Genomic DNA, 23,744 nt, shown 5'->3' with positions numbered 1-23,744 from the left:
CCTATATTATTGAAATCGCAATCAAGACTGGTATGGTCATTAATATGATATAATAGTTGCATTGAATACAAAGGAGTAACCATGTCAGAATTAAATCCTATTAGTAATTTAAAACTCGCCAAAAGAGGACCAATAATAAGTATTATAGCCTACTTACTGATAAGTATTGCCAAGTTAGTCAGTGGTTATGTGCTTAATTCAAATTCTCTGGTCGCCGATGGTTTTAATAACTTATCTGATATTGTTGGAAATGTAGCTCTTTTAATTGGACTACAACTTGCTAGTCAACCCGCAGATGCTAATCACCGTTTCGGACATTGGAAGTTCGAGGATTTATCCTCCTTGATTACTTCCTTCATTATGTTTATTGTTGGATTTCAAGTACTGATTCAAACCATTCAAAATATCATTGCTGGTAAGCAAAATCCGGTTGACCCATTAGGTGCCATTGTTGGTGTCATTTCAGCCATCATAATGTTTGGGGTTTATGCCTACAATAAACAGTTATCAAAAAAAGTTCGTTCTAGCGCATTAGTTGCTGCTTCAAAAGATAATTTATCCGACGCAGTTACTTCAATCGGTACTTCGGTTGCTGTTTTAGCAGCATCACTTCATCTTCCCATTATTGACCGAATTGCTGCCATTATTATTACATTTTTCATTCTAAAAACAGCTTATGATATTTTCATGTCCAGCGCCTTCAGTTTATCTGATGGTTTTGATAACAAACACCTTAAAAAATACGAAGAAGCTATCCTCCAAATCCCGAAAATTTCAGCTGTTAAGTCACAACGGGGCCGAACCTACGGGAGTAACGTATACCTTGATATTGTTCTAGAGATGAATCCCGACCTGTCCGTCTACGAAAGTCATGCTATTACTGAGGAAGTTGAACGACTTCTCAGTGAAAAATTCTCAGTCTACGATATTGATATTCATGTGGAGCCCGGTTTAATTCCAGAAGACGAACAGATTGATAATGTTACCAAAAAACTCTTTAAAAACGAGAAAATCATCTTATCCAAAGTACCAGATTTTCAAGATTTCATTGCAGAAGACTTTACCCTTATTAAAGAAAATGGTCAAGAACTTAACCGTCAAGAATTAATTGAAAATCCTAACTTTTACCCTTGTAACTTTGATGATTTCCAGCTTCAGTCTATCAGCCAAAAAACAAAGCTCATCTCCTATCAACTAGATGGCAAAATACATACCAGCATCTGGCGTCGCAACGAAGTTTGGTATCTGATTTTCCACCAAGTCACTTCAAAACAGACCAGTCCTCTCAAAATAAATCGCTATAAAATTACAAAGAAATAAAGCAAGTTCATCTCGAACTTGCTTTTTAATAACTTATTTGACTTGATCAGTAGCTACATCTTCTCCAAACCATTTGTTTGAAATTTCTTGGAATTTACCATCTTTATAGAGTTTTTTGAAGGATTTATTAATATTCTTGATAAGCGTTTTATCTTCTTTGCGGACGCCAACAGCGAAGTCCTCACCTGAGTATTCACTCTTAGTGATGTTATAATTAGCTAATTCACCTTCTTGTTTTAGATAGTAGTTAGCATAAACTTTATCAATTAAAAGGCCATCAATACGATCATTCTTAAGGTCAATAAAGGCTTGTGTAAAGGTTTCATATTGCGTCGCATCTTTATCTTTAACAATATCTTTTAAGACTTTTGGATTCTTAGTAAAAGCATCATAGCCAGATGAACCTGATTGAGCACCAAGAACTTTGTCCTTCATATCAGCAAATGACTTAATATCCTCTGATTTTTTTGAAACTAAGACTTGTTCATTTTTCATATAGGGATTTGAAAATGCCACTTTTGCTTGACGTTCTTTGGTTACAGAATAGCCGTTCCAAATCATATCAATTTTGCCATTTTTTAATTCTGTTTCTTTCAAGTCCCAGTTGATTGGTTGGAATTTAACTTTAATCCCATATTCAGCGAAAACAGCTTTAGCTAATTCAACATCGAACCCTGTGTTTTTGCCATCTTTATCTTTAAAACCCATTGGGACAAAGGTATTGTCGAAACCAAGCGTAATGGTCTTTTCTTTCTTGTAAGTCTCCCATGAATCGCCTTTGTTAGCTTGGCTATTGCCGCAGGCAACTAAAAGGAAAGCTAAAGTTAGTGTTGATAGTGTCATTAAGAATTTTTTCATACTTTTTCTCCAATTTATTCTATTTGGGATTAACAGTAATAATCTGATCTGAGATGGATTGAGCGAAAGTCATATCATGGGTTACGACGATTTGAGTAATGCCCATATCACGGTTCTGTAAAATCAGTTTGGCAACTTCATCTCTTAACTCTGGATCAAGCGCCGACGTCGGTTCATCATATCCAATAATCTGTGGATCAATCATCATAGCTCTTGCAAGAGAAACACGTTGTTTTTGACCACCTGATAAGGAATAAGGATAAGCATGTAAATGGTCTTTGAGACCTAAACGTGTTAACAAGTCTTCTGCTTTTTTCTTAGCTGCTTCTTTGCTCAGCCCCATTGTGATTGTAGGTGACAATATTAGATTATCTAAGACAGTCAAATGTGGAAAAAGTTGAAAGTCCTGAAAGACAAAGCCCAAGAGATTTCGATTTTCCAAGTGATTAATTGGTACTGTTTCACCATTATAAATAATTTCACCTGAATCTATTGATTCAAGACCTGCTAGCATTCTTAATAAAGTTGTCTTCCCACCGCCTGAAGGGCCAACTAATGAAAGAATTTGACCATCTGAAACCGATAAGGAAAACTTGTCGAAAATCTGTTTATGGCCAAATTGTTTGGAAATATTTTTAAGTTCTAACATCTATGGCCTCCTTATTTATAATAATTAAATTTCTTTTCAACATGGCGAGATAGAATGGTGACCAATCCAATTAATAGTAAATAGATAATCCCTGCAATAAACATTGGTGCTAAACTTGCATCTCGATTGGCTGCTGTCTTACTCGCTAACAAGAGATCCCCTACACCAAGAACATAAACTAAAGAGGAATCTTTAACCAAATTAATGACTTCATTGAAGACACTTGGTAAAACAATTTTGAAGACTTGAGGTACAATGATATGTCGGATGGTTTGAAGATGTGTTAGCTTCAAAACTTTTGCTGCTTCATATTGCCCTTTAGGAATAGCTTCAATACCACCACGGAAAATTTCAGCAAAGTAAGCTGCGTAATTCATGGTAAAGGCCAGAATAGCTGCTGGCATCCGATCAAAGGTTACTCCAACACTTGGTAAGACATAATAGAAAAAGATTAATTGCAAGAGTAAAGGTGTTCCCCGCATAATCCAGACATAAATGGTTAATAACCACTGTAAGGGTTTAAAAGGGACTTTCATCAGAAAGGCTATAACCATACCCAAGGGGATGGATAATAAAATAACAATGAAAAAAACTTGTAAAGTCACTTTGGCACCATCTAAAAGACTGGGCAGGACTTGTAAAATATAAGACATGTAAGCTCCAATTGTGAAAATAGTTGTTCTCATTATATCAAATTATCTGAATTTTTGGGAGAAATTTGAATAAAAATACAAGAAATTGATTGAAATTGATTATAATTTTTTAACAAATTCAGATTTCAGCTTCATAGCGCCGAAACCATCAATCTTACAATCAATATTATGGTCACCCTCTATTAAGCGAATATTTTTAACCCGTGTACCTTGTTTGATATCTTTAGGTGCACCTTTTACTTTAAGGTCTTTTATAACAGTTACAGTATCACCATCTGCTAGTTGTGTACCGTTACTATCTAGAACTTTTAACCCGTCTTCTTCTTGCAGACTTTCAGTCTGATCTGCAGCCCATTCGAAACCACACATAGGACAAATAAGCATCAGGCCATCTTCATAGACGTATTCAGATTGACATTGTAAACAATTTGGTAGGGACATGGATATCCTCCTTTTTATTCAATAAAATGTGTTTTTACTATTCTACTTTAGAAATACCTATTTGACAAGATGAATGCGTTCTCAAATCCATAAATATTTAAAAACCCCTTCATATTGCTATGAGAGGGGTATGACTGCCTAATTTAATGCGTTAATACTATCAACAATTTCTTGAATTAAGTCCTGATCATCAAGTGATGTCACATCAGCAACGACTTTTTCAAGATTATTCTCAGAAAGCATCATTTGTAATTGATTACTTTGCTCATCTTGAGCATCCTTATACTTAAAGACGTAAGCCACTGTTTTAAGGAGATTATCATAAGCAAGGCCACGTTCTTTCAACTCGCGAATTGGGCGAATAAAGCGCTCATCAAAACCAAGTTTACGAATCGGCGTTCTAGCAACCCGAACCACATCATCAACAATATATGGATTTTCAAAACGACTGATGATGACCTGATGGTAAGCCTCTAATTCAGTAAGGTCAAAGTTCCATTTTGCAACCAGTAAGGAACGGATTTCTGCCAAAACAGCTTCTAATTGTTCCTTTACCTCTGGCAATTGCAGAGCTTCTAAGATTGTTTTAGCCCCTGCGTGTGCGCCTGTATAAGCTGAGGTAGCATGTCCAGAGTTGACTGAGAATAATTTACGTTCGATGAAAGGCTCTAAATCAGCTTCGTAATGAATACCTTCAAGTCTCAAGCCTGGATTTTTCATACGACTAGTTTCAACAACCCACTCATTGAAAGGCTCAACCACAACAAAGAGAGGATCCTCATGACTTTGAGCTGGAACAATTCTATCAACGGCTGCATTAGGGAATCCAACATAAGTATCAAGATATGCTAAATCTTCTTCAGAAAGATATTTACTCACTTCTTCCAATAAAAATTGTGAGCCACCAATCATATTTTCACAAGCCAATACATCTACTGCTTGAGTCACACCTAATTGACGACGTTGCATAATCCCTTTGGCAATTAATTCAGCAATAAAGGGTAAGATATTTGGCCCAATAGCTGTTGTGATGATATCAGCTTGAGCTATAGCTTCTACAACTGCTTCTGAATTAAGACGATTATTAATACCAGAGACATTAGAAACTGCAACATGACGTTTACCGTCTTCAGCAATTTCAATTTCATAAGAATGTCTTTCATTTAAGGCATTGATAATAGCTTCATTAACATCAACAAACTGAATAGAAAAATCATTTGCTGCTAGGATTTCTCCAATAAAACCACGACCAATATTACCTGCTCCAAAATGTACTGCTTTTTTCATTATTACTACTCCTTCAGAAAAATTCCGTTTTAGTCGACTGAATTCAATAATCTAACAACTTCTTCAACACTTTTAGCATCAGCTAATTTTACAACATTATCAACATCTGCGCAGAAAATAGAGATTTTTTGAATTAATTGTAAGTGTTCATCTCCAATACCAGCAATACCGAATAAAACGGTCGCAATTTGTGGATTTTCTTCTGTACCGAAGTTAACACCGTCTGGGACTTGAACAACAGCTAAGCCTGATTTTTTAACCTTTTCTTTAGCAGCATCTGTTCCATGAGGAATGGCAATAAAGTTGCCCATATAAACAGAGAGCTCCTCATTGCGGTCTACCATAGCTTGGATATAGTCTTCTTCAACATAACCGTTGTCATAGAGTAATTGACCACAGTAACGAATAGCAGCTTCGTAACTATGGAAATTCTGATCGAGTTTGATTAATTCTTGTTGGAATTCCATTTTTAATTCTCCAGTTTCTTAATTTTTTCGGTAAAAATTTGATTGAGCAATTGATAGATAATATCATAATTACCTTTACGGTAAATTTCCGTATAAAGGTGATTTTCAATGATAGATTGACTTATGGCAGTCATTAAATCTCTAATCTCTTCACTTTCATTGAGTCGCGTCAGCATGACTAAAATCCGTTTAACAGTCTCATCTTGTCCATTCATCGACTTAGCTATGACTGGCTTGTCCAATTCAAAAATCAAGAAAGTCGACGAGGTCACATGACTTGACTGGGTATGAATTAAAGCCAAATTCGTTTCCGGGATAGCCATGGGACTCTCATGAAAACGGGCCGTTACTTTTTTAGTTAAATAGTCATTATCTTTAACATTTTCCAAAGACGCCATGATTTGCTTAATGGTCAAATCAAAAGTCGTTTCATTATAAATATAAGTCAAACGAAAAGCTTCGAGAATAACCTGACTCGCATCAAAGTAATCTTTTAGGTTTAGAGAATGACTGTTAAGTAGGTCCTTCCTTGGTTTAAAATCACGACTAACTTGAATGTGATTAAAGAAAGCTTCTAACTCCAATAATTCATTTGGACTAGGGAAACTAGACACTAATCGAATGCGTTGGTCCACCAATAATTTGGTTGACAAGACAGCATCGAAATAGTCAAAATCGTTAGCTTCAATATTATTGGTACCTTTCGTATCAATACTTTCAATAAAAGGTGCAATGTTTTTTAGCCTTGTAATGAGTAACTCAGTTGCCAAAGGCCGTTCATCCGTTAGCAATAAAAGGCGAATAGGATAGATTTGAGGGCTCCTTCTTAAGCTGGAAGCAAAGTGAAGCGTAATCAATTCTAATTCATTTTCTGTTCTTAAATACTGAGGAAAAATTTCCATCACTAAGAGTTTGATAACCCTATGAAGGTAATCACTATGATTCAAGGCCTGATGGGCCAAATCAGCAATATTGGTATCTGCAAAGATAGTCGGAACAGCTAAGTTTAGGCGAATATGATTGAAAAGAAATTTAAAAAGTTTTTGATCCTTGGTAAAATTGATTTTGGTATATAGAGCTACTTTATCAATCAAATTGGTCACATTGTAGAAAAACTCAGAATCAAAATTTTCTTGGAACAATGGTGTTTCTTGACGTTTTAAAACTAATTGATCAAGTATTTGAGCATAATAGACAATTTCTTGTAGAGGATAAAAAATCTGTAACTCTTTTGATAGATTACCAAATACTTTCTTTGAAAAATCTAAAGCAAGTTTTGAAACCTGGTGTTTATCCTGGTTAACCGTGTCCCAATTACTTAAAGCTAGAAGTGTGACAAAAAACTGACTTAGTTTTGAATCCATTTCCGGCAATTCCGCTTGGTATTGTTGAAAAATACGTCTTGCGATTTTAACTTTTTCTGTCGAAATCACGTCAAAGTGACCAAATCGTAAGTGATAGTAATCCGACAAACTGATACTGTTACAAAGTAAAATAGCTAAAAGCCGTCTTTTTGACATTGGTATGGTGCCCAATTTGTAGCCCCTTTGACGCTGCAAAACAATGTTAAAGTCGGCTAACCTTTTTTCAATTTGAGCAATATCTTGAATAACAGTGACATTTGAAACGGCTAATAAATCTTGTAAATAGTCGTTTGTAATTTCTTCATCATTTATCAATAATTGATAAGTAATCAAATTTAAACGCTCATTACGACTAAAACTTTCCTGACTGGTGAAAGATTGTAATTGGAACAAATCACCAGTTAAATAATACTTTTGTTCATCTTTTACAATATCGATAGATATGGTATTTAAACTCTTAGTTAAATCATTTAAGACACGGTAAACAGTTCTTCTTGATACCTTAAGAATATCTCCCATATTATCAATTGAAAGCCTTCCATAATTTAGGAAAGCTTTCATTAATTGTTCTTCTCTTTTGGTTAGTAGCATATATTAATTATACACCAATCTCTATTATTTATGCATTCTTTCAACCATTTTATCATATTCAGGACTTGTCACTAAACTATCGACAACAAGAATTTGAGCATTTGGTGCATAGTGTTGTGCTTGAGCTTGGTTGTTAATAGTTGTAACAAGTAAAATATTTTTAGAATTAAAAGCTGCAAGTTTTGTATTTTCAGATTTTGATACTGGAATCCCAATATTTTTAGCTTTAAATATTTCTTGTAAGGTTGCTTGCCCCATTGTTGCAGAACCTTTTGCTTGATCATAAGCGAAAACGACTTCGTCAATGAAATCGAGATCAACTGCTTCTTCTTTAGCTGAATCTTGAGCTACAGAAGCTGCAAGTTCAGCACTAGGCTTTTTTGCAAGTTGGGCTACGATGTCATCATATTTAGGAGTTGCTAAGAAATTATCAACTGAAACATGAGCTGCACGTGGCGTTTTTTGCGCTGCGCGTGGAGCAAGTTCTTGTTGGGTAACGATTAAAGTATTTGTAACATCTGTTAAGTTAGAGATTGCTTTATTTGTTACTGGAATGTTAAGACCTGCTTTTTTCACTTTATCACGAAGGATTGAAGCTCCCATTGCTGAAGAACCCATACCTGCGTCGCAAGCAAAGATAATTTGTTGGATATCATCACTAACAAATTCTGATGAAGGAGCTAGTGTTTGGCCTTTTGCTTCTGCTTTTGCCGCTTTAGTTGCTGCTTGCGCTTCTAATAAGGCACTTTCGTCATCTTCTGATTTGTCAGCTTTAAGAATAACTGATGCGATTAAGAAAGAAACAAGGGCTGCAGAGAAGACACCTGATAATACTGCAATGTAAGAACCACCTTTAGGAACCATACTCATGATAGCAAGAATTGAACCTGGTGATGCTGGCCCTCCAAGACCTGAACCCAATAATTGGTTAGTAAATGTACCTGTCACACCACCACCGATAACAGCTAAGAATAAAGCTGGCTTCATCATCACATATGGGAAGTAAATTTCATGGATCCCGCCAAAGAAATGAATGATTAAAGCACCCCAAGAAGATGATTTCGCTGCGCCTTTACCAAATACAAGGTAAGCTAATAAGATACCAAGACCTGGGCCAGGGTTTGCTTCAAGTAAGAAGAGAATTGATTTACCAGTATTTGCAACTTGTTCTGCTCCTAGTGGTGTAAAGATACCATGGTTAAGGGCATTGTTTAAGAATAAAATTTTAGCTGGCTCGATAAGGATATTTGCCAATGGCAATAATTTCATATCGATAATAGCTTGAACACCGTGACCAACTGCTGTTGTAAAGATAGCAACGAACGGTCCAACAATTTTGAAAGCTAATAATAGAAGGGCAAAACCGATTAAACCTGCTGAAAAGTTGTTGACCAACATTTCAAAACCAGGACGGATTTTTTCTTGGAAGGTTTCATCAAATTTTTTGATAACCCATCCACCTAAGGGACCCATTGTCATAGCACCAATAAACATTGGTACTGTAGAACCTGCAATGGCACCAAAAGTTGCAATAGCCCCTACGACTGCTCCACGTTGACCGTGAACAACGTAACCACCAGTATAACCAATTAATAATGGTAATAAATAGGTAATCATTGGACCAACGGCTGCACCAAATTCTTTATTTGGCATCCAACCAGTTGGGATAAAGAGTGCTGTTAAGACACCCCAAGCAATAAATGCACCAATATTGGGCATTACCATATTAGATAGGGAAGTACCTAATTTTTGGATTTTGACTTTAAGTGAAGATTTTTGTTCCATCAGAACGCCTCCTAATTTATTTACATTTTAATATTATCATGTAAGGGTTATCAGGAAAACTCAAACTTTGGCACAAGTCTTGTGACAAAAATAAAAATGTCAAAAAAAGCTAGAACATCAGTCCTAGCTTGATTAAAATTATTCAACAGTTACCGCTTTTGCTAAGTTACGAGGTTTATCAACATCAAGTCCACGTTGTAATGATGCAAAGTAGGCAATTAATTGTGTTGGAATAACCATACCAATAGTTGCTAAGTAAGGGTGTACTTTGTTAACAACAATGTCATCACCTTCACGTTCAAGTCCTTCTTCAACAACTGTTAAAACACTTGCTCCACGAGCTGCTACTTCTTGGATATTTCCACGAGTATGAGCTGAAACAAGTTCACTTGAAGAAATCAAACCAATAACTGGTGTTTTATCTTCAATCAATGAAATTGTTCCGTGTTTTAATTCACCAGCAGCGAAACCTTCACATTGGATATAAGAAATTTCTTTTAATTTAAGTGAAGCTTCCATAGCCACATAGTAATCATTACCACGACCAATGTAGAAGGCATTACGAGTAGTTGCTAATAGGTTTTCAACTTTTGATGCAATCAAGTCTTTTTCTGACAATGTTGCTTCAATAGATTGAGCCACTAATGACAATTCATGAACAAGATCAAATTCTAGAGCTTCTTTTTTACCATTTGCTTCACCGACAGCTTTTGATAAGAAAGCAAGCGCAGCTACTTGTGCTGTGTAGGCTTTAGTTGATGCTACTGCAATCTCAGGTCCAGCGTGTAAAAGCATTGTATAAGTAGCTTCACGAGATAAAGTTGAACCAGGTACGTTGGTAACTGTTAAACTTGGAATACCCATTTGGTTAGCTTTAACTAATACTTGACGGCTATCTGCAGTTTCACCTGATTGACTTAAAAGAATGAACATTGGTTTTTTGCTTAGCAATGGCATGTTATAACCCCATTCTGAAGCAACACCTAGTTCTACCGGTGTATCAGTTAATTGTTCAATCATTGATTTTGAAGCAAAACCAGCATTGTAAGATGTTCCAGCAGCAAGAATATAAATACGATCAGCTTCTTGTACTGATTTGACAATAGCTGGATCGATGTTCATCTTACCATCTTCTGTAGCGTAAGTTGAGATCAATTTACGCATAACTGTTGGTTGCTCATCAATTTCTTTTAACATGTAGAAAGGATAAGTTCCTTTACCAATGTCAGATAAATCAAGTTCAGCAGTGTATGATCCGCGTTCAACTTCATTTCCTTCATAATCAAGAACTTTAACCGCATCTTTCGTCAAGATAACCAGTTCTTTATCATGGATTTCCATAAATTTACTTGTTTCACGAATCATAGCCATGGCATCAGAACATACCATGTTGTAACCTTCACCTAAACCAATTAATAATGGTGATTTATTTTTAGCAACATAAATAGTGTCTACATCTTCAGTATCGATTAAGGCAAATGCATATGAACCTTCGATGATAGAAAGAGATTTTTTGAAGGCTTCAAGAACTGATAGATTATCTTCTTCAACAAATTTTCCAATTAAATGGACAGCAATTTCAGTATCTGTTTGACCTTTAAATGTATGACCAGCCAAATACTCTTCTTTCATTTGAACATAGTTTTCAATAACCCCATTGTGAACAAGTACAAAACGTTCTGTTGCTGATGTATGAGGATGAGCATTTTCAACTGTCGCTTGACCATGTGTTGCCCAACGTGTATGACCAATACCTGTGCTACCAGCAACATCAATACCGATTTTAGCTCGTAAGTCTGCAATGCGACCAACTGATTTAACTAAACTAGATTTATCACCATTAGCAACAAAAATACCAGCTGAGTCATAACCACGATATTCAAGTTTTTCTAATCCTTGCATTAAAATATCTGTAGCATTACGATTACCTACAACGCCTACGATTCCACACATAAATAAATACCTAAGTAAGATAACTTACTACTTTCTTTTTCAAATAAAATTGGTATAGTCTGATTATTCAAATCAAAACTCTATGTTTCCAGTATAAACTAATGACTTTTCCTTGTCAAACATTATATTGGTATAGTCTAATTTGAAAAATAAAAAAAAGCTAGGATACTCATCCTAGCTTTTTTTATGATATTATACATGACATTAAAGGATAATCGGCTCGCAGAGAACCGTCCTTAGAAAGTTTCCTCAAAAAACAAAGTTTAGCTTATTCAACTTCAATAAAACCAAAGTCATCTAGTGGTAACACTCTAAAGGTAACAACACCCTTAATTTGTTTGCGATCAATCAAACCAAATTCTCGCGAATCAGCTTGATTTTGACGATTGTCATTCAGGAGTAAAAACTTTCCTTCTGGAATGACAGTGTTATTTCCTTTTGAGATCGTCGAAATATTAAAATCTTCTGTAAAAAGACTACCCATTGGCGACGTTGATAAATAATCGTTTTTCAATTTTTCAATATAATTTTGATCTTCAATACCATTATTTAAATAAAAAATGTCATCCATGTAGGTTGCAGACTGACCACCTGTAGCAATGACGCGGCTGACAAACTCCTTATCATCAACCTCGTAGACCACAAAATCTTTATATTGTGGCTTTATATTACGTTTGATTGTAACTAAGTCACCAGCTTTCAAATATGAATTGGCTGAGTCTTTGTTAATTTCAATCGTAGAGAAAACAAAGATTCTTAAAAGTATTGCAATGACAATAACAATTAAGGCAATGATAATATTGCGTATAAAATCTCTTTTGACCATATATACTCCTTACCTTGTTATCATTATAACATTTTCTAAGAAATAACAAAAGGTTAGAACTTTAAAGAATCTGAATTCTCTGAATAAAAAAGCCACAAGCAATCTTGTGGCTCAAATCATATTATTATTTAACTGTACGAATACGCATTGTGTTAGTTCCACCAGAACCAACAGGCACACCAGCAACGATAATAATGTTATCGCCTGATTTAACCATACCTGATTCAAGAGCTAATTTTTCTGCAATTTCGAACATATCATCTGTTGAAGATGGTTTAGCAGCTACAATTGGAGTTACGCCCCAGTTAATCATTAAAGCTCTTTGAACTTTTTCATCAAAGGTAACAGCTAAAATGTCTGCGTCTGGACGGAATTTAGAAATAGCACGCGCTGTACTACCAGTTTCAGTGATTGTGACAATTAATTTAATGTCCATTGAATGTGTCGCATCAGTTACTGCAGATGCAACAACATCTGTTTTGTTATCACGTGACAGTTTTGATGAATCTAAACGGCCATACTCATTAAGAAGAGTTTGGGCATTTTTATCAATTGTTGCCATAGTGCGAACTGATTCAACTGGGTATTTACCGTTAGCTGATTCACCAGAAAGCATTGTAGCATCTGTACCATCAATAACAGCATTAAAGACATCAGAAACTTCAGAACGAGTTGCACGAGGTTTTTCAGTCATTGTTTCAAGCATGTTAGTCGCAGTAATAACTGCTTTACCCGCAGCGTTAACTTTAGTAATGATCATTTTTTGGAAAACTGGAACCATTTCAAATGGTACTTCAATACCCATGTCGCCACGAGCAATCATGATACCATCTGCTGCTGCAATGATTTCATCAAGGTTATCGATACCTTGTTGGTTTTCAATTTTAGCAAACAATTGAACATGTTCGTTACCAGTTTCACGACAGATGTCACGAACTTCTTCAACATCTTTTGCAGTACGGACAAATGAGATAGCGATAAAGTTCAAGCCTTGTTCTAAACCAAAACGAATATCAGCATTGTCACGCTCAGCTAAAGCTGGGAAAGGAATTTTAGTGTTAGGAATATTAACACCTTTTTGTTTAGCAATGATACCGTCGTTTTCAACTGTTACAATGAATTGGCGAGTTGCAATATCTTTTTCAATAACTTTAAGACCAAGTTTACCATCGTCAATAAGAATAGTATGACCAACTTCAACTTCATCATAGATATCTAAGTTACCAGCAACGCTCAAAGCAATAACGTCGCGTGTTGATTGAATACCTTGTTCAGTAGCAACACGGATTTCTTCACCAGTTACATAGCTGTATTCTTTTGCATCATCGGCAAATAATTCAGTACGCATTTCTGGACCTTTAGTGTCTAAAAGGAAACCAACTCGTTTACGAGCCATTTCTTCAGCACGACGAACAGTTGCCATACGAGCACCTTGTTCCTCATGGTCACCATGTGAGAAATTGAAACGGAAAACATTAGCACCAGCTTCAATTAATTCAGCGATTTTTTTTGCTGAAGCTTCAACATCAAGTTGACCAGCCCAGTAACCATCTTCACCATATTTTTTTCCGCCACGGATTTCAACCGCAGGACCAAGTGTTGCAACAATTTTTACGCGTTTACTCATATTTATATGAAACTCCTTATTTTTCTGTCGATTATCGACGTTTAACAATAGAAACGATAACTCTCAGATAAGATTATCTTGATAGTGAACGATTTAGTTTAGCAAAGTCAAGACGTGCTTTGTGAGGATTATTGACAATAATTTTGCCATCCTCTGAAAGACTAAACAATGCATTTTCTTCGGCAGTACCTAAAATTGGACTTTCAACAATATCTTCATTATGGATACCTACAGCAAGACCGCCACGACCTTCTTTAAGAAGTTCAACAGCATGTGCACCTAGACGAGATGCTAAGACACGGTCACGAGCAGTTGGTGATCCACCACGAAGAATATGACCAAGGTTTGTAACACGAAGGTCACTCATATCACCAGCTTCTTTAAGTTTTTCAGCAAATTCCAAACCGCTCATCACACCTTCTGCAAGGACGATGATATGGTGGCTCTTACCTTGTTTCTTAAAGTCATTTTCGATAGTTTCAGCTACAACATTGATATCGAACTCTTCTTCTGGAACGATAATTTGATCGGCACCACTTGAAATACCTGCCCAAAGAGCGATATCTCCAGCATTACGACCCATAACTTCGACAACAAAAGTACGACCATGACTTGATGAAGTATCACGAAGTTTATCGATAGCATCTACGGCTGTATTGACAGCAGTATCAAAACCAATTGTAAAATCAGTTCCAGCGATATCGTTATCGATAGTACCAGGAATGCCGACTGCTGGGAAGCCGTGTTCAGTTAAGCGCATAGCGCCATGATATGAACCGTCACCACCAATAACGACAACTCCTTCAATTCCATTTTTCTTAAGTTGTTCAATACCAGCTAGTTGACCTTCTAATTTAGCAAATTCAGGATAGCGAGCTGAGTATAGGAAAGTTCCTCCACGAGAAATTTTATCGCCAACATCTCTTGAAGAGATTGGGAAGATATCGCCAGCTACTAATCCAGCATAACCATGGTTAACCCCATAGACTTCCATTCCTTCTGAGATTGCTTTACGAACAACTGCACGAATAGCAGCGTTCATACCAGGGGCGTCACCACCACTTGATAAAACAGCAATACGTTTCATTTTTTGGTACTCCTTTAATTAATTTAACGTTTTAATTATAGCATATTTCATAGCAAAATTCTTCACAATTGGGCTAAATTTATCGAAAAACCGTTTTCATAACCCTTGATTTTAAAGCATTTGCCAGTTCTTGACTAGCATCCACAAAAATCTGACTAATTTGAAGCGTTTCCTTAGAATCTTGATAGTGAATCATGACTGGATAGTCCCCCGGATAAGCCGCTAAAATCTCCGCAATCTCCTTATCATTGTCGTGATTAGCAACTAAAATCCAGTATTGTTTACTACTTGCTTTCCAAAGTTTTTGGGCAATCACTTGTAAACGATTGTCGCGCTCATTAACCTTACCACTTATAAAAATTAACTGACCTTCTGCTAAGAGAGCTTGGAACTGCAAGAAAGTTTCAGGGAATACAGTAACCTCGATTTTGGATTTGGTATCAGTCACCGTCAAGAAAGCCATCTGTTGACCATTGGACTTGGTCCTAATGATCCGAACTTTTTCAATCTGGACCAAAAGGGTCGCATTGGTTTCTTTGACCAATTTCGAAATCGGTATGAAAGGCTCCCTAGTCCGCTCAGCGATTTCCAAAAGAGGATGAGGACTCAAGCCAATCCCAATATAGGACTCCTCTAGTTGATACTTCTCTGTATTAGAATAGTCATCACTATCCACCCAATTGAAAAAAGAATCAGCGAACAAGGAACCTAACTCAGCAACAAAGAGCAAGAGGCCATCAATATTAGTCATGACTTTTTTACGGTTCTTCTCAAAAGTATCAAAAAGGCCAATAGCCACCAAAGGCTCAATCAACTCCTTCTTCTGATACTTAATTGGCAGGGCCATCAAGAAAGATTCAATACTCTTAAAAGGGCGATTTTCAATGATCCAATAAGCCATATCACGAGGAACAGCCTTAAGATTCCTTAGCCCCATGAAAATAGTATTCTTATCAATCTTATCCAGATAGGGAATGGTATTGATTGACAAAGGAACCACCTTAAAATCCGAATCCAAAGCATCACTAATGTAATCACTATTGGAGTAATTCATCATGATATCAAAGAAAACCGAAGGGTAATGAACCTTGAAATAAGCCAGCTGAAAAGCCAGTGCCGAATAGGCAAAAGCGTGACTGCGGTTAAAGCCATAACCAGCAAACTTCTCCATCCGATTAAAGAGCAACTTAGCCGTCTCTTCCGAACGACCAAGATCACGCGCCCCCGCCATGAAATCAGCTTCCATTTTTCGCATTTCTACTAGGTTCTTTTTGGACATAGCACGCCTTAAAAGGTCGGCCTTGCCTAGACTAAAGCCTGCGAAGACTTGGGCAATCTGCATAACCTGTTCCTGATAGAGCATGATGCCATAAGTTGGCTCAAGAATAGGAGCAATTGCCGGATCGATTAAATCCACTTTTTCTTGCCCATTCCGTCGCTTGATAAAATTACTAGTGTAGTCACTAGCCCCTGGCCTGTTCAAACTGGTTGTAGCGACAATTTCTTCAAAACGAACAGGTTTGATGCGTTTCAAAAGACTGATAGCACCGCTTTGTTCAAACTGAAAAATCCCCTTTGTATCGCCTCGAGCAAATAGTTCCAAGGTTTCCTTATCCTCAAGATTAATAGCCTCTATGACAATGTCCTGACCAAAATCTTTAGCTACCTTCTCCTTCATCTTTTGCACAAAGGTTAAGTTACGCAAACCAAGGAAGTCCATCTTCAATAAACCATTGGCTTCAACTGCTGGCGCATCGTATTGGGTAACCATCATTTCCACACCTTCCTTCAAAGGAATATGGTCAGTCAACAGGTTATCACTCATCACGATACCGGCCGCATGAATAGAGGTCTGCCGTGGATTACCTTCGATACGTTTGGCAATCTCAAAAGCCTTTTGATACTCTATCCGACTATTAATGGTCTGACGGAAAGAAATATTCTTTTCGTAAACACTAGCAAGCGTATCCTTAAAAGCAATTTTCTTACTGAGGTTACTAATATCATATTCAGGAACACCAAAACGTTTAAAGACGTCTCGAATGGCCTGCTTAGCCCCAAAGGTTGAAAAAGTCACAATTTGAGCCGAGTGATCACTACCATAACGGTTACGAACATAATGTAAAAATTCCGTCCGATAAATATCCGGAAGGTCAATATCAATATCAGGCATACTGTAACGTTCTTTATTCAAAAAACGTTCAAAGAGAAGATTATTTTTGACTGGGTCAATACCCGTAATGTTTAAAGAATAGGCAACCAAACTGCCGGCAGCCGAACCACGACCCATACCCATATAGTAGCCTTTGCTTCGACCAAAACGTAACAAGTCCCAAACAATCAAGAAATAGTCATCAAAGCCCATCTCCGAAATAACTTGTAACTCATGGGCTAATCGTTCTTGATAAGTATTAGTCCATAAGCCCTTCTCTTGCAAGCCCTCCCGCGTCCGCTGAGCCAACTCTTCCTTCGCCGGCATGTCCCGATTAAAACGCGGCAATTTAAAATCCTGATTAAACTGATAAGAAATCGGTCCAATAAACGATTGCACATGACCCAGAATGCCCGGAAAATGACTCTCAAAAATTTGGTCCATTTCCCGTCTTTCCTTGAGGAATTGCCCAGCTTCTACCAGAGCTGATTCCGTCAAAGTACAATTATCCCGAATAGCATGCAGAACCTGTAGGGTTTCCCGTTCAGAATCATCGAAATACCGCACCGTTTGTAGAGGGAACAAGCGCTCCACCGCAAGCGGCTGCTGCAATTCAGTCTCCGGAAAAACACCAATCAAGTAGTCAAAATCCAGTTCCAGCGAAGCTAATTGTGGAAAATAAGGAATAATGATCAATACCCCTTCAAGATAATCTTGAAAATGATCTTGATTGAACTGTCCAGACATCTTAAGCGTCGATATTTTCAAGAGGTTTTGATAGCCTTGATTATCCTTAGCGATAGTATAAAGGGGTATAGCCTGATCCTGTATGAGATAATCGATTTCAAGACCAAGAATGGGTTGTAGCCCTGCCTTTTGTGTTTTAACAATAAAGTGATAAGCAGCATATAAGGAGTCTTTATCCATGATGCCGATGCTTTGATAGCCGAGTTCTTTTGCTTTTAAAATATAGCTATCCAAGTCAATTAAGCTATCCATAAACGAATAAACTGTCTTTGTATCTAACTGTGCAAACATGGCTTCTCCTTAAATTGATTTCTTCTATTATACTATAAATTTACAACCAGAGCTCGCTTTTATCACCTACTAGGAATTTTCAAATCTTTGAATTGTTGACAATCCAGTCTTTTTACTGTATTATTAATGTAGTACAATTGATTGTAATTATCAATCTCAGAGAGGAGTAGGTATGTCTTGGAATTTTGATGAAAAATCACCAATCTACATCCAGATTGCCCAGCACATTAAGATGCAAATCGTCAGTCAAGAAATTAAAATTGGCGACCAATTGCCGACTGTGCGAGAATATGCGGAGCAAGCTGGTGTCAATCCAAATACCATGCAACGCGCTTTTTCAGAATTGGAAAGAGAGGGAATCGTCTATTCTCAACGCACCGCTGGACGCTTTGTTACTGAAGATCAGGCCTTAATTGACCAAAAACGTCGTGAACTATCACGTAGTGAGCTTGAATCCTTCGTGACCAATATGGTAAAAATGGGTTTTACTGTTAACCAAATCTTACCAGAACTTGAACTATATCTAAAGGGAGATTCATAGGATGCCACAACTATTGCAACTGCATCATGTTAGTAAATCTTATAAAGGCAAAAAAGTCATTGACGATTTAACCTTCAGCATGCCTTCTGGAAAAATCATTGGTTTATTAGGACCTAACGGATCTGGTAAAACAACACTTATTAAATTAATTAATGGTCTTATCCAACCCGATAAAGGGGAAATTGTCATCGATGGTTATCGCCCATCCATTGAAACGAAGAAAATCATTTCTTACCTACCTGATACTTCTTATCTTAGAGAAGAAATGAAAGTTTCTGATATTATTCAGTATTTTGATGATTTCTACGATGATTTTGACATTGCTAAAGCCTACAGTCTACTTAGAGATTTGAATTTAAGCTTGGATGAATACCTCAAAAACCTCTCAAAAGGGAATAAGGAAAAAGTTCAATTAATCTTAGTTATGAGTCGCAAAGCCAAATTGTATATTTTGGATGAACCTATCGGAGGTGTCGATCCTGCTGCCCGGGATTACATCCTTAAAACCATTATCAATAATTACTGCGAAGAGGCATCAGTACTCATCTCAACTCATTTGATTTCAGATATTGAACCTATCCTTGACGAAGTTCTCTTCTTAAAAGATGGTAACATTAGCATGTCCGGTTCTGTGGATGATCTCCGTCAAGAACACGCCATGTCAATCGACACACTCTTCAGAAGCAACTATAAAGTTTAGGAGGCAGCAATGTTCGGAAAATTATTAAAATATGAATTCAAATCCATTGGTAAATGGTACTTTGCCTTAAATGCAGGCATCATTGCTATTGCGGCCATCTTATCATTTGTTATTAAACAATTCTCCACTCAGGAAACAGACTTCAATCTACTAACTAGTCTCATTCCAATGGCCTTAGTTCTCATCTTTGGAGCCTTAATCGCCGGATCACTACTTGCAACATTACTTATCATTATTAATCGCTTTAACAAAAACATTTATGGTCGCGAAGGTTACTTAACCATGACCCTACCTGTTTCAGAACATTCACTATTGATGTCAAAACTGGTGTCATCGTTAATCTTCTCATTCTTTAATATGTTTATCTTAGCCCTTGCATTTACCATCTTAATCTTGCCACAATTTAATTCTGCTGATATTGCTCAAGCCTTTCAAGAGATTGCTAAGGAAATTCCAAAAAACCTCAGCATAACGGCCTACTTGATTGTCTCATTTATCCTCTCAAGTATTTCCTACGTTTTGGTTATTTACTTTTCCATTTCAGTTGGCCAACTTTTCAGCAATCACCGTGGTATCATGGCATTCCTAACCTACTTTGCCATTCAAATCATCCTAACTATTATTATCTTCTTCGTTAATAATAATCTATTAGGTTTAGTGGTTGATGATAACTTCACCAAGATAAGCAATAAGTATTTCTTAATCACCTCAATTGAGGGACTAATCCAAGTCATATTCTACTACTTTGGAACCCACTTCATTATGAAGTACAAACTCAATTTACAATAAGAAAAAGTGTTGGAATCAATTTCCAACACTTTTGCATTATTTCAGAAAATATTTGATAATATCCTCACCAAAGATGAAAAGGTAACTATAAGCCACAATTGATATTGGCTTGGCAATTACCATAATGGTCATAAACCGTTTAACCGACATATTGGTCAAAGCAGTAATCATTACCATAATGTCTGCCGGCGAGATGGGCGAAACCATACAGATGATAAATAGTTTTTCATAGCCAGGTGTTTCTAATTTTCGTTCGTATTTGTAGAATGTCTTTTCATCCATAAAGAGCAGAATAAACCGTTTCCCGTAAACACGAACTAACATAAAGAGGATATAGCTCCCTATTAATATGCCGACGTAGTTGAGCAAGAAACCTTTTATCGGACCAAAAATCAGGAAGCCAAAAACAGTCGTGATTCCCCCAGGAATAACCGGGAAGACAATTTGAAAAATTTGGATGATGACGAAGATGAAAGGACCCCAAAATTTGTATTGGTTAATAACATCTTTCAAGACATTTTTATCGTTAAATATGCCTAATTTATACAACCAAAAAGCTAAAACAAAGGAACCTATTAAAGCAACAATTCCTAATATTTTAAATAATTGTTGAAAAAAAACATAGGCTTTTGCATTATTCATTTTCATGATTTTATCATACCACAAAACCAAAAGATTTTGCTATCCAAAGTGTTTTTTGTTATAATAATTTTTGTAAGTTTTTTACCTTTTCATTTACGGGGTTGTTACGGATTCGACAGGCATTATGAGACATGTTCTGCGACCCATCGGCAGATGTAAAATGCCAGTTAAATATAACTGCAAAAAATACAAACACTTACGCTTTAGCTGCCTAAAAACCAGTTAGCGTGACTTCTACAAGATTGCTTGTGTCCTGCTAGAAGTCTCAAAACAGCAAGCTACGTTTAAGGTATTGTCTAGTACCTTAAAAAGAGATTTTTAGACTCGCAATCTAATGGCTTGAGTTATGTGTCCTTAGCTTGTTAAATCAAGACATAACCTATGGTTGTAGACGAATATGTTGGCAGGTGTTTGGACGTGGGTTCGACTCCCACCAGCTCCATAAAAACTTACAGTAAGTTGTCATAACTTACCAAAACCTTGTTAAATCAAGGTTTTTTCTTTTGGTCTTGTTCATAAGTTACTATCAGTTTTGACAAAAGAAGTAGCCAATTTACGTCAATCATTAGAGTATCAGGTAGCATTGAAGATGATAAAGAAAATTTAAAACAAGACTTTTAGCTTTTCACAACTTAATACCCTATCCAAAATATGATATAATAGAAACAATCTAAATGGAGAATTGAAAATACATGAAGAAAATAAATAAATTAATGATTACCGCACTTCTTCCCCTGCTCTGCATTGGCATGGTGGCTTGTTCTAAAGATAAGGATACTTCTTCCAAGGGTTCTGAAAACAAAAACTCTTTGGCCACTAAAGAAGCTCCTACTGCTCCTCATCAGGACAAACGGATTGCTTTTGAGAAGGTTCATATTGCCACTGCGGAAACCCAATTCAAAGGGGGATCTACTATCGAGGAACTTAAAGCTCTCTATGGTGAACCAACAAAACATGAAAAACAACCTGCTGGTAATGTAACCTTAGATAACTATACTTGGACTTTTGATAATGTTACAGTCCAGGCCAACATGTATGAGAATTCAACTATTGTCAAATCGATTGCAAACTTTGCCTTTGCCCGTAAACCAAAAGTTTCCTTACAGGATTATAATAAATTGAAAAAAGGCATGACTTACAATCAGGTGACCAAGATCCTTACTGAACCAGATGATTATACTCATGCTAGTTCAAGTGATAAGGTCCAAACTCAAGCCGTTTGGGTCAGTGGCTTAAAAACAACTGTTCGTGGGACAAATATCTCACTCTTATTCGAAAACGATAAATTAGTGAAAATGGAACAAAAAGGCTTGATCAATTAATCAGATTAAATAACATCAAAAGAGTGAAGCAAGACTGTTTCACTCTTTTTGTCCAATTTTTGGACATTGCAAATGGTGAAAACACATGTCATACTTGATAATTGAATACAAAAAGAGACTCAAATTAGAGCCTCTTTTTCATGTATATCTATCCACCTTGAGAGAATCGAACTCCCATCTCAAGAACCGGAATCTTACGTGATATCCATTACACTAAAGGTGGTAATACCTTAATAGTATACCATATAATAGGTTAAATGAGAAGATGGATAGAACATTTTTTATGCAAAAAAAGCTAAGATAATCTTAGCTTTTACATGTATTATAATTCAATATCACCGAACAAGTCAGCCATTGAGAAACCAGTTTGAGTTTCTGGTAATTCATAATCACGTTTTTGTTCACGTTTTGGACGACGTGGACGTGATTGACGTTCGCTGTTGTTATTGTTGTTATTGTTTTCACCTTCAGCTTGTGCTGGACGTTCTTCAAGAGCTTTGATTGAAAGTGATACACGTTCATCAGCAGCGTTAACTTCAAGAACTTTAACAGTAACTTCTTGACCTACAGAAAGTACATCTTTTGGATTTTCAACACGTTTGTGTGAGATTTGTGAAATGTGAACAAGTCCATCAATTCCAGGTAATACTTCAACGAAAGCACCGAAATCAGTAAGACGTTTAACTTTACCTTCTATAACATCGCCTTGAGCAAGTTTTTGTTCAACGCCATCCCATGGTCCAGGGGTTGTAGCTTTAAGTGAAAGTGATACACGACCAGCTTCTTCGTCGATTGAAAGTACTTTAACTTCTACTTCTTCACCAACAGATACAACTGATTTAGGTGAAACGTTACGTTCGTGAGATAACTCAGTTACGTGAACAAGTCCGTCAACACCACCAAGGTCGATGAAAGCACCGAAGCTTGTTAAACGAGCAACTGTACCAGTTACAACTGAACCTTCAGAAAGTTTAGAGAAAACTTCTTCACGTGCTGCAGCTGAAGCTTCTTCAATCACTTCACGACGAGATAAGATGAAACGGTTTTCAGCGGCATCAACTTCTTTAATTTTTGCGTCAAATTCTTGACCAACAAATTTTTCAGTGTTGCGTACGAAACGAGTATCGATCATTGAAGCAGGGATAAATCCACGTAATCCTTCAAATTCAACTGAAAGGCCACCTTTAACAGCGCGAGTTCCTTTAACAGTAACAACTTCACCTTCACGTCCAACAAGTTTGTCCCATGCTTTGCGAGCTTCTAAACGTTTTTTAGATACTAGGAAAGTAACTGTATCAGTATCTTTACCTACTACTTGACGAAGAACAAGCACTTCAACTGTGTCGCCAGCTTTAACAAAATCGTTGATGTCAGCATCGCGATCATTTGTAAGTTCGCGAAGTGTTAACACACCTTCGACACCAGTACCATCGATAACAACGTTTGCTTGACCGTTATCAACTGTTAAAACTTCCGCAGTGACTACATCACCAGGGTTTACTTCGCTAACACTGTTTAGCAAATCTTCAAATTCATTCATTCTAAAAAATCCTCCAACAAAAACTAGTCCCCTAGTTTTTGATAACAATATATTTTCTCAAGGTAACCCGCAACGACAACATGATTTATCTTTGACGGTCTCAGATAATTCT

The 23,744-nt window shown here is 36.7% G+C and carries 20 protein-coding genes, 1 tRNA gene and 1 other RNA gene; 6 read left to right on the top strand and 16 right to left on the bottom strand.

Going from position 1 to position 23,744, the window contains the following annotated elements:
* Positions 1-81: 81 nt before the first annotated feature.
* Positions 82-1,320 (top strand): cation diffusion facilitator family transporter, encoded by a 1,239-nt coding sequence (locus tag A9Q68_RS02265; RefSeq protein WP_071793036.1) that lies wholly within the window; start codon positions 82-84, stop codon positions 1,318-1,320.
* Between the two features lie 33 nt (positions 1,321-1,353).
* Here A9Q68_RS02265 and A9Q68_RS02260 read toward each other — a convergent pair whose 3' ends face one another.
* From A9Q68_RS02260 to A9Q68_RS02200, 13 genes are all read right to left on the bottom strand, one after another.
* Positions 1,354-2,178 carry an amino acid ABC transporter substrate-binding protein gene (locus tag A9Q68_RS02260; RefSeq protein ID WP_071793035.1) on the bottom strand — a complete coding sequence of 275 codons (825 nt, stop codon included), beginning with the start codon at positions 2,176-2,178 and terminating at the stop codon, positions 1,354-1,356.
* A 19-nt stretch (positions 2,179-2,197) separates the two neighbouring features.
* Entirely contained in the window at positions 2,198-2,827 is a 630-nt protein-coding gene (locus tag A9Q68_RS02255; protein WP_071793034.1) for an amino acid ABC transporter ATP-binding protein, read from the bottom strand.
* 11 nt (positions 2,828-2,838) lie between these two features.
* The gene (locus A9Q68_RS02250; protein WP_071793033.1) at positions 2,839-3,480 is read right to left on the bottom strand and encodes an amino acid ABC transporter permease; all 642 of its coding nucleotides are present in this window, start codon (positions 3,478-3,480) and stop codon (positions 2,839-2,841) included.
* Positions 3,481-3,579: 99 nt separating this feature from the next.
* The gene (locus tag A9Q68_RS02245; protein WP_071793032.1) at positions 3,580-3,921 is read right to left on the bottom strand and encodes a zinc ribbon domain-containing protein YjdM; all 342 of its coding nucleotides are present in this window, start codon (positions 3,919-3,921) and stop codon (positions 3,580-3,582) included.
* Between the two features lie 138 nt (positions 3,922-4,059).
* Positions 4,060-5,208 carry a mannitol-1-phosphate 5-dehydrogenase gene (locus A9Q68_RS02240; RefSeq protein ID WP_071793031.1) on the bottom strand — a complete coding sequence of 383 codons (1,149 nt, stop codon included), beginning with the start codon at positions 5,206-5,208 and terminating at the stop codon, positions 4,060-4,062.
* A 29-nt stretch (positions 5,209-5,237) separates the two neighbouring features.
* Positions 5,238-5,675: a PTS mannitol transporter subunit IIA gene (locus tag A9Q68_RS02235; protein ID WP_071793030.1), complete on the bottom strand. Its 438-nt coding sequence runs from the start codon at positions 5,673-5,675 to the stop codon at positions 5,238-5,240.
* 2 nt (positions 5,676-5,677) lie between these two features.
* Positions 5,678-7,630 carry a BglG family transcription antiterminator gene (locus A9Q68_RS02230; protein ID WP_071793029.1) on the bottom strand — a complete coding sequence of 651 codons (1,953 nt, stop codon included), beginning with the start codon at positions 7,628-7,630 and terminating at the stop codon, positions 5,678-5,680.
* A 24-nt stretch (positions 7,631-7,654) separates the two neighbouring features.
* Positions 7,655-9,415 carry a PTS mannitol transporter subunit IIBC gene (locus tag A9Q68_RS02225; protein WP_071793028.1) on the bottom strand — a complete coding sequence of 587 codons (1,761 nt, stop codon included), beginning with the start codon at positions 9,413-9,415 and terminating at the stop codon, positions 7,655-7,657.
* Positions 9,416-9,553: 138 nt separating this feature from the next.
* Positions 9,554-11,368, bottom strand: a complete 1,815-nt coding sequence (gene glmS, locus A9Q68_RS02220; RefSeq protein WP_071793027.1) for a glutamine--fructose-6-phosphate transaminase (isomerizing) — start codon at positions 11,366-11,368, stop codon at positions 9,554-9,556.
* Positions 11,369-11,636: 268 nt separating this feature from the next.
* Positions 11,637-12,194 (bottom strand): signal peptidase I, encoded by a 558-nt coding sequence (lepB, locus tag A9Q68_RS02215; RefSeq protein ID WP_071793026.1) that lies wholly within the window; start codon positions 12,192-12,194, stop codon positions 11,637-11,639.
* Between the two features lie 124 nt (positions 12,195-12,318).
* Positions 12,319-13,821: a pyruvate kinase gene (pyk, locus tag A9Q68_RS02210; RefSeq protein WP_071793025.1), complete on the bottom strand. Its 1,503-nt coding sequence runs from the start codon at positions 13,819-13,821 to the stop codon at positions 12,319-12,321.
* Between the two features lie 73 nt (positions 13,822-13,894).
* Entirely contained in the window at positions 13,895-14,908 is a 1,014-nt protein-coding gene (gene pfkA / locus A9Q68_RS02205) for a 6-phosphofructokinase (protein WP_071793024.1), read from the bottom strand.
* A 79-nt stretch (positions 14,909-14,987) separates the two neighbouring features.
* Positions 14,988-18,098: a DNA polymerase III subunit alpha gene (locus A9Q68_RS02200; protein WP_071793023.1), complete on the bottom strand. Its 3,111-nt coding sequence runs from the start codon at positions 18,096-18,098 to the stop codon at positions 14,988-14,990.
* A gap of 172 nt (positions 18,099-18,270) precedes the next feature.
* On the opposite strand from A9Q68_RS02200, the gene A9Q68_RS02195 reads away from it, so the two are divergent.
* Genes A9Q68_RS02195 through A9Q68_RS02185 form a run of 3 tightly spaced genes read left to right on the top strand, consistent with a single transcriptional unit; the run spans position 18,271 to position 20,128 of the window.
* Positions 18,271-18,639: a GntR family transcriptional regulator gene (locus A9Q68_RS02195; RefSeq protein WP_071793022.1), complete on the top strand. Its 369-nt coding sequence runs from the start codon at positions 18,271-18,273 to the stop codon at positions 18,637-18,639.
* A gap of 1 nt (position 18,640) precedes the next feature.
* Positions 18,641-19,339, top strand: coding sequence for an ABC transporter ATP-binding protein (locus tag A9Q68_RS02190; protein WP_071793021.1), 699 nt, complete (start codon positions 18,641-18,643; stop codon positions 19,337-19,339).
* A gap of 9 nt (positions 19,340-19,348) precedes the next feature.
* Positions 19,349-20,128, top strand: a complete 780-nt coding sequence (locus A9Q68_RS02185) for an ABC transporter permease (protein WP_071793020.1) — start codon at positions 19,349-19,351, stop codon at positions 20,126-20,128.
* Positions 20,129-20,164: 36 nt separating this feature from the next.
* Here A9Q68_RS02185 and A9Q68_RS02180 read toward each other — a convergent pair whose 3' ends face one another.
* Positions 20,165-20,776, bottom strand: a complete 612-nt coding sequence (locus tag A9Q68_RS02180; protein ID WP_071793019.1) for a TVP38/TMEM64 family protein — start codon at positions 20,774-20,776, stop codon at positions 20,165-20,167.
* 91 nt (positions 20,777-20,867) lie between these two features.
* Between A9Q68_RS02180 and ssrA the strand changes: the two genes are divergently transcribed.
* Both ssrA and A9Q68_RS02170 read left to right on the top strand, forming a co-directional pair.
* Positions 20,868-21,215, top strand: a transfer-messenger RNA (tmRNA) gene (gene ssrA, locus A9Q68_RS02175).
* Positions 21,216-21,462: 247 nt separating this feature from the next.
* A complete protein-coding gene (locus A9Q68_RS02170) occupies positions 21,463-22,092 on the top strand; it encodes a DUF3862 domain-containing protein (protein WP_071793018.1) in 630 nt (209 codons plus the stop codon).
* A gap of 151 nt (positions 22,093-22,243) precedes the next feature.
* Here the strand turns inward: A9Q68_RS02170 and A9Q68_RS02165 are convergent.
* Together A9Q68_RS02165 and rpsA are read right to left on the bottom strand one after the other, a co-directional pair.
* Positions 22,244-22,315: transfer RNA gene (locus tag A9Q68_RS02165), tRNA-Arg, on the bottom strand.
* Between the two features lie 99 nt (positions 22,316-22,414).
* Positions 22,415-23,632: a 30S ribosomal protein S1 gene (gene rpsA / locus A9Q68_RS02160; protein ID WP_071793017.1), complete on the bottom strand. Its 1,218-nt coding sequence runs from the start codon at positions 23,630-23,632 to the stop codon at positions 22,415-22,417.
* Positions 23,633-23,744: the final 112 nt, after the last annotated feature.

Origin of the sequence: Streptococcus bovimastitidis (assembly GCF_001885095.1) — a bacterium.
In the GTDB taxonomy this organism is placed as follows: Bacteria; Bacillota; Bacilli; order Lactobacillales; family Streptococcaceae; genus Streptococcus; species Streptococcus bovimastitidis.
The sequence above is the reverse complement of the archived record's forward strand: the minus strand, read 5'-3'. Positions and strand labels throughout refer to the sequence as shown.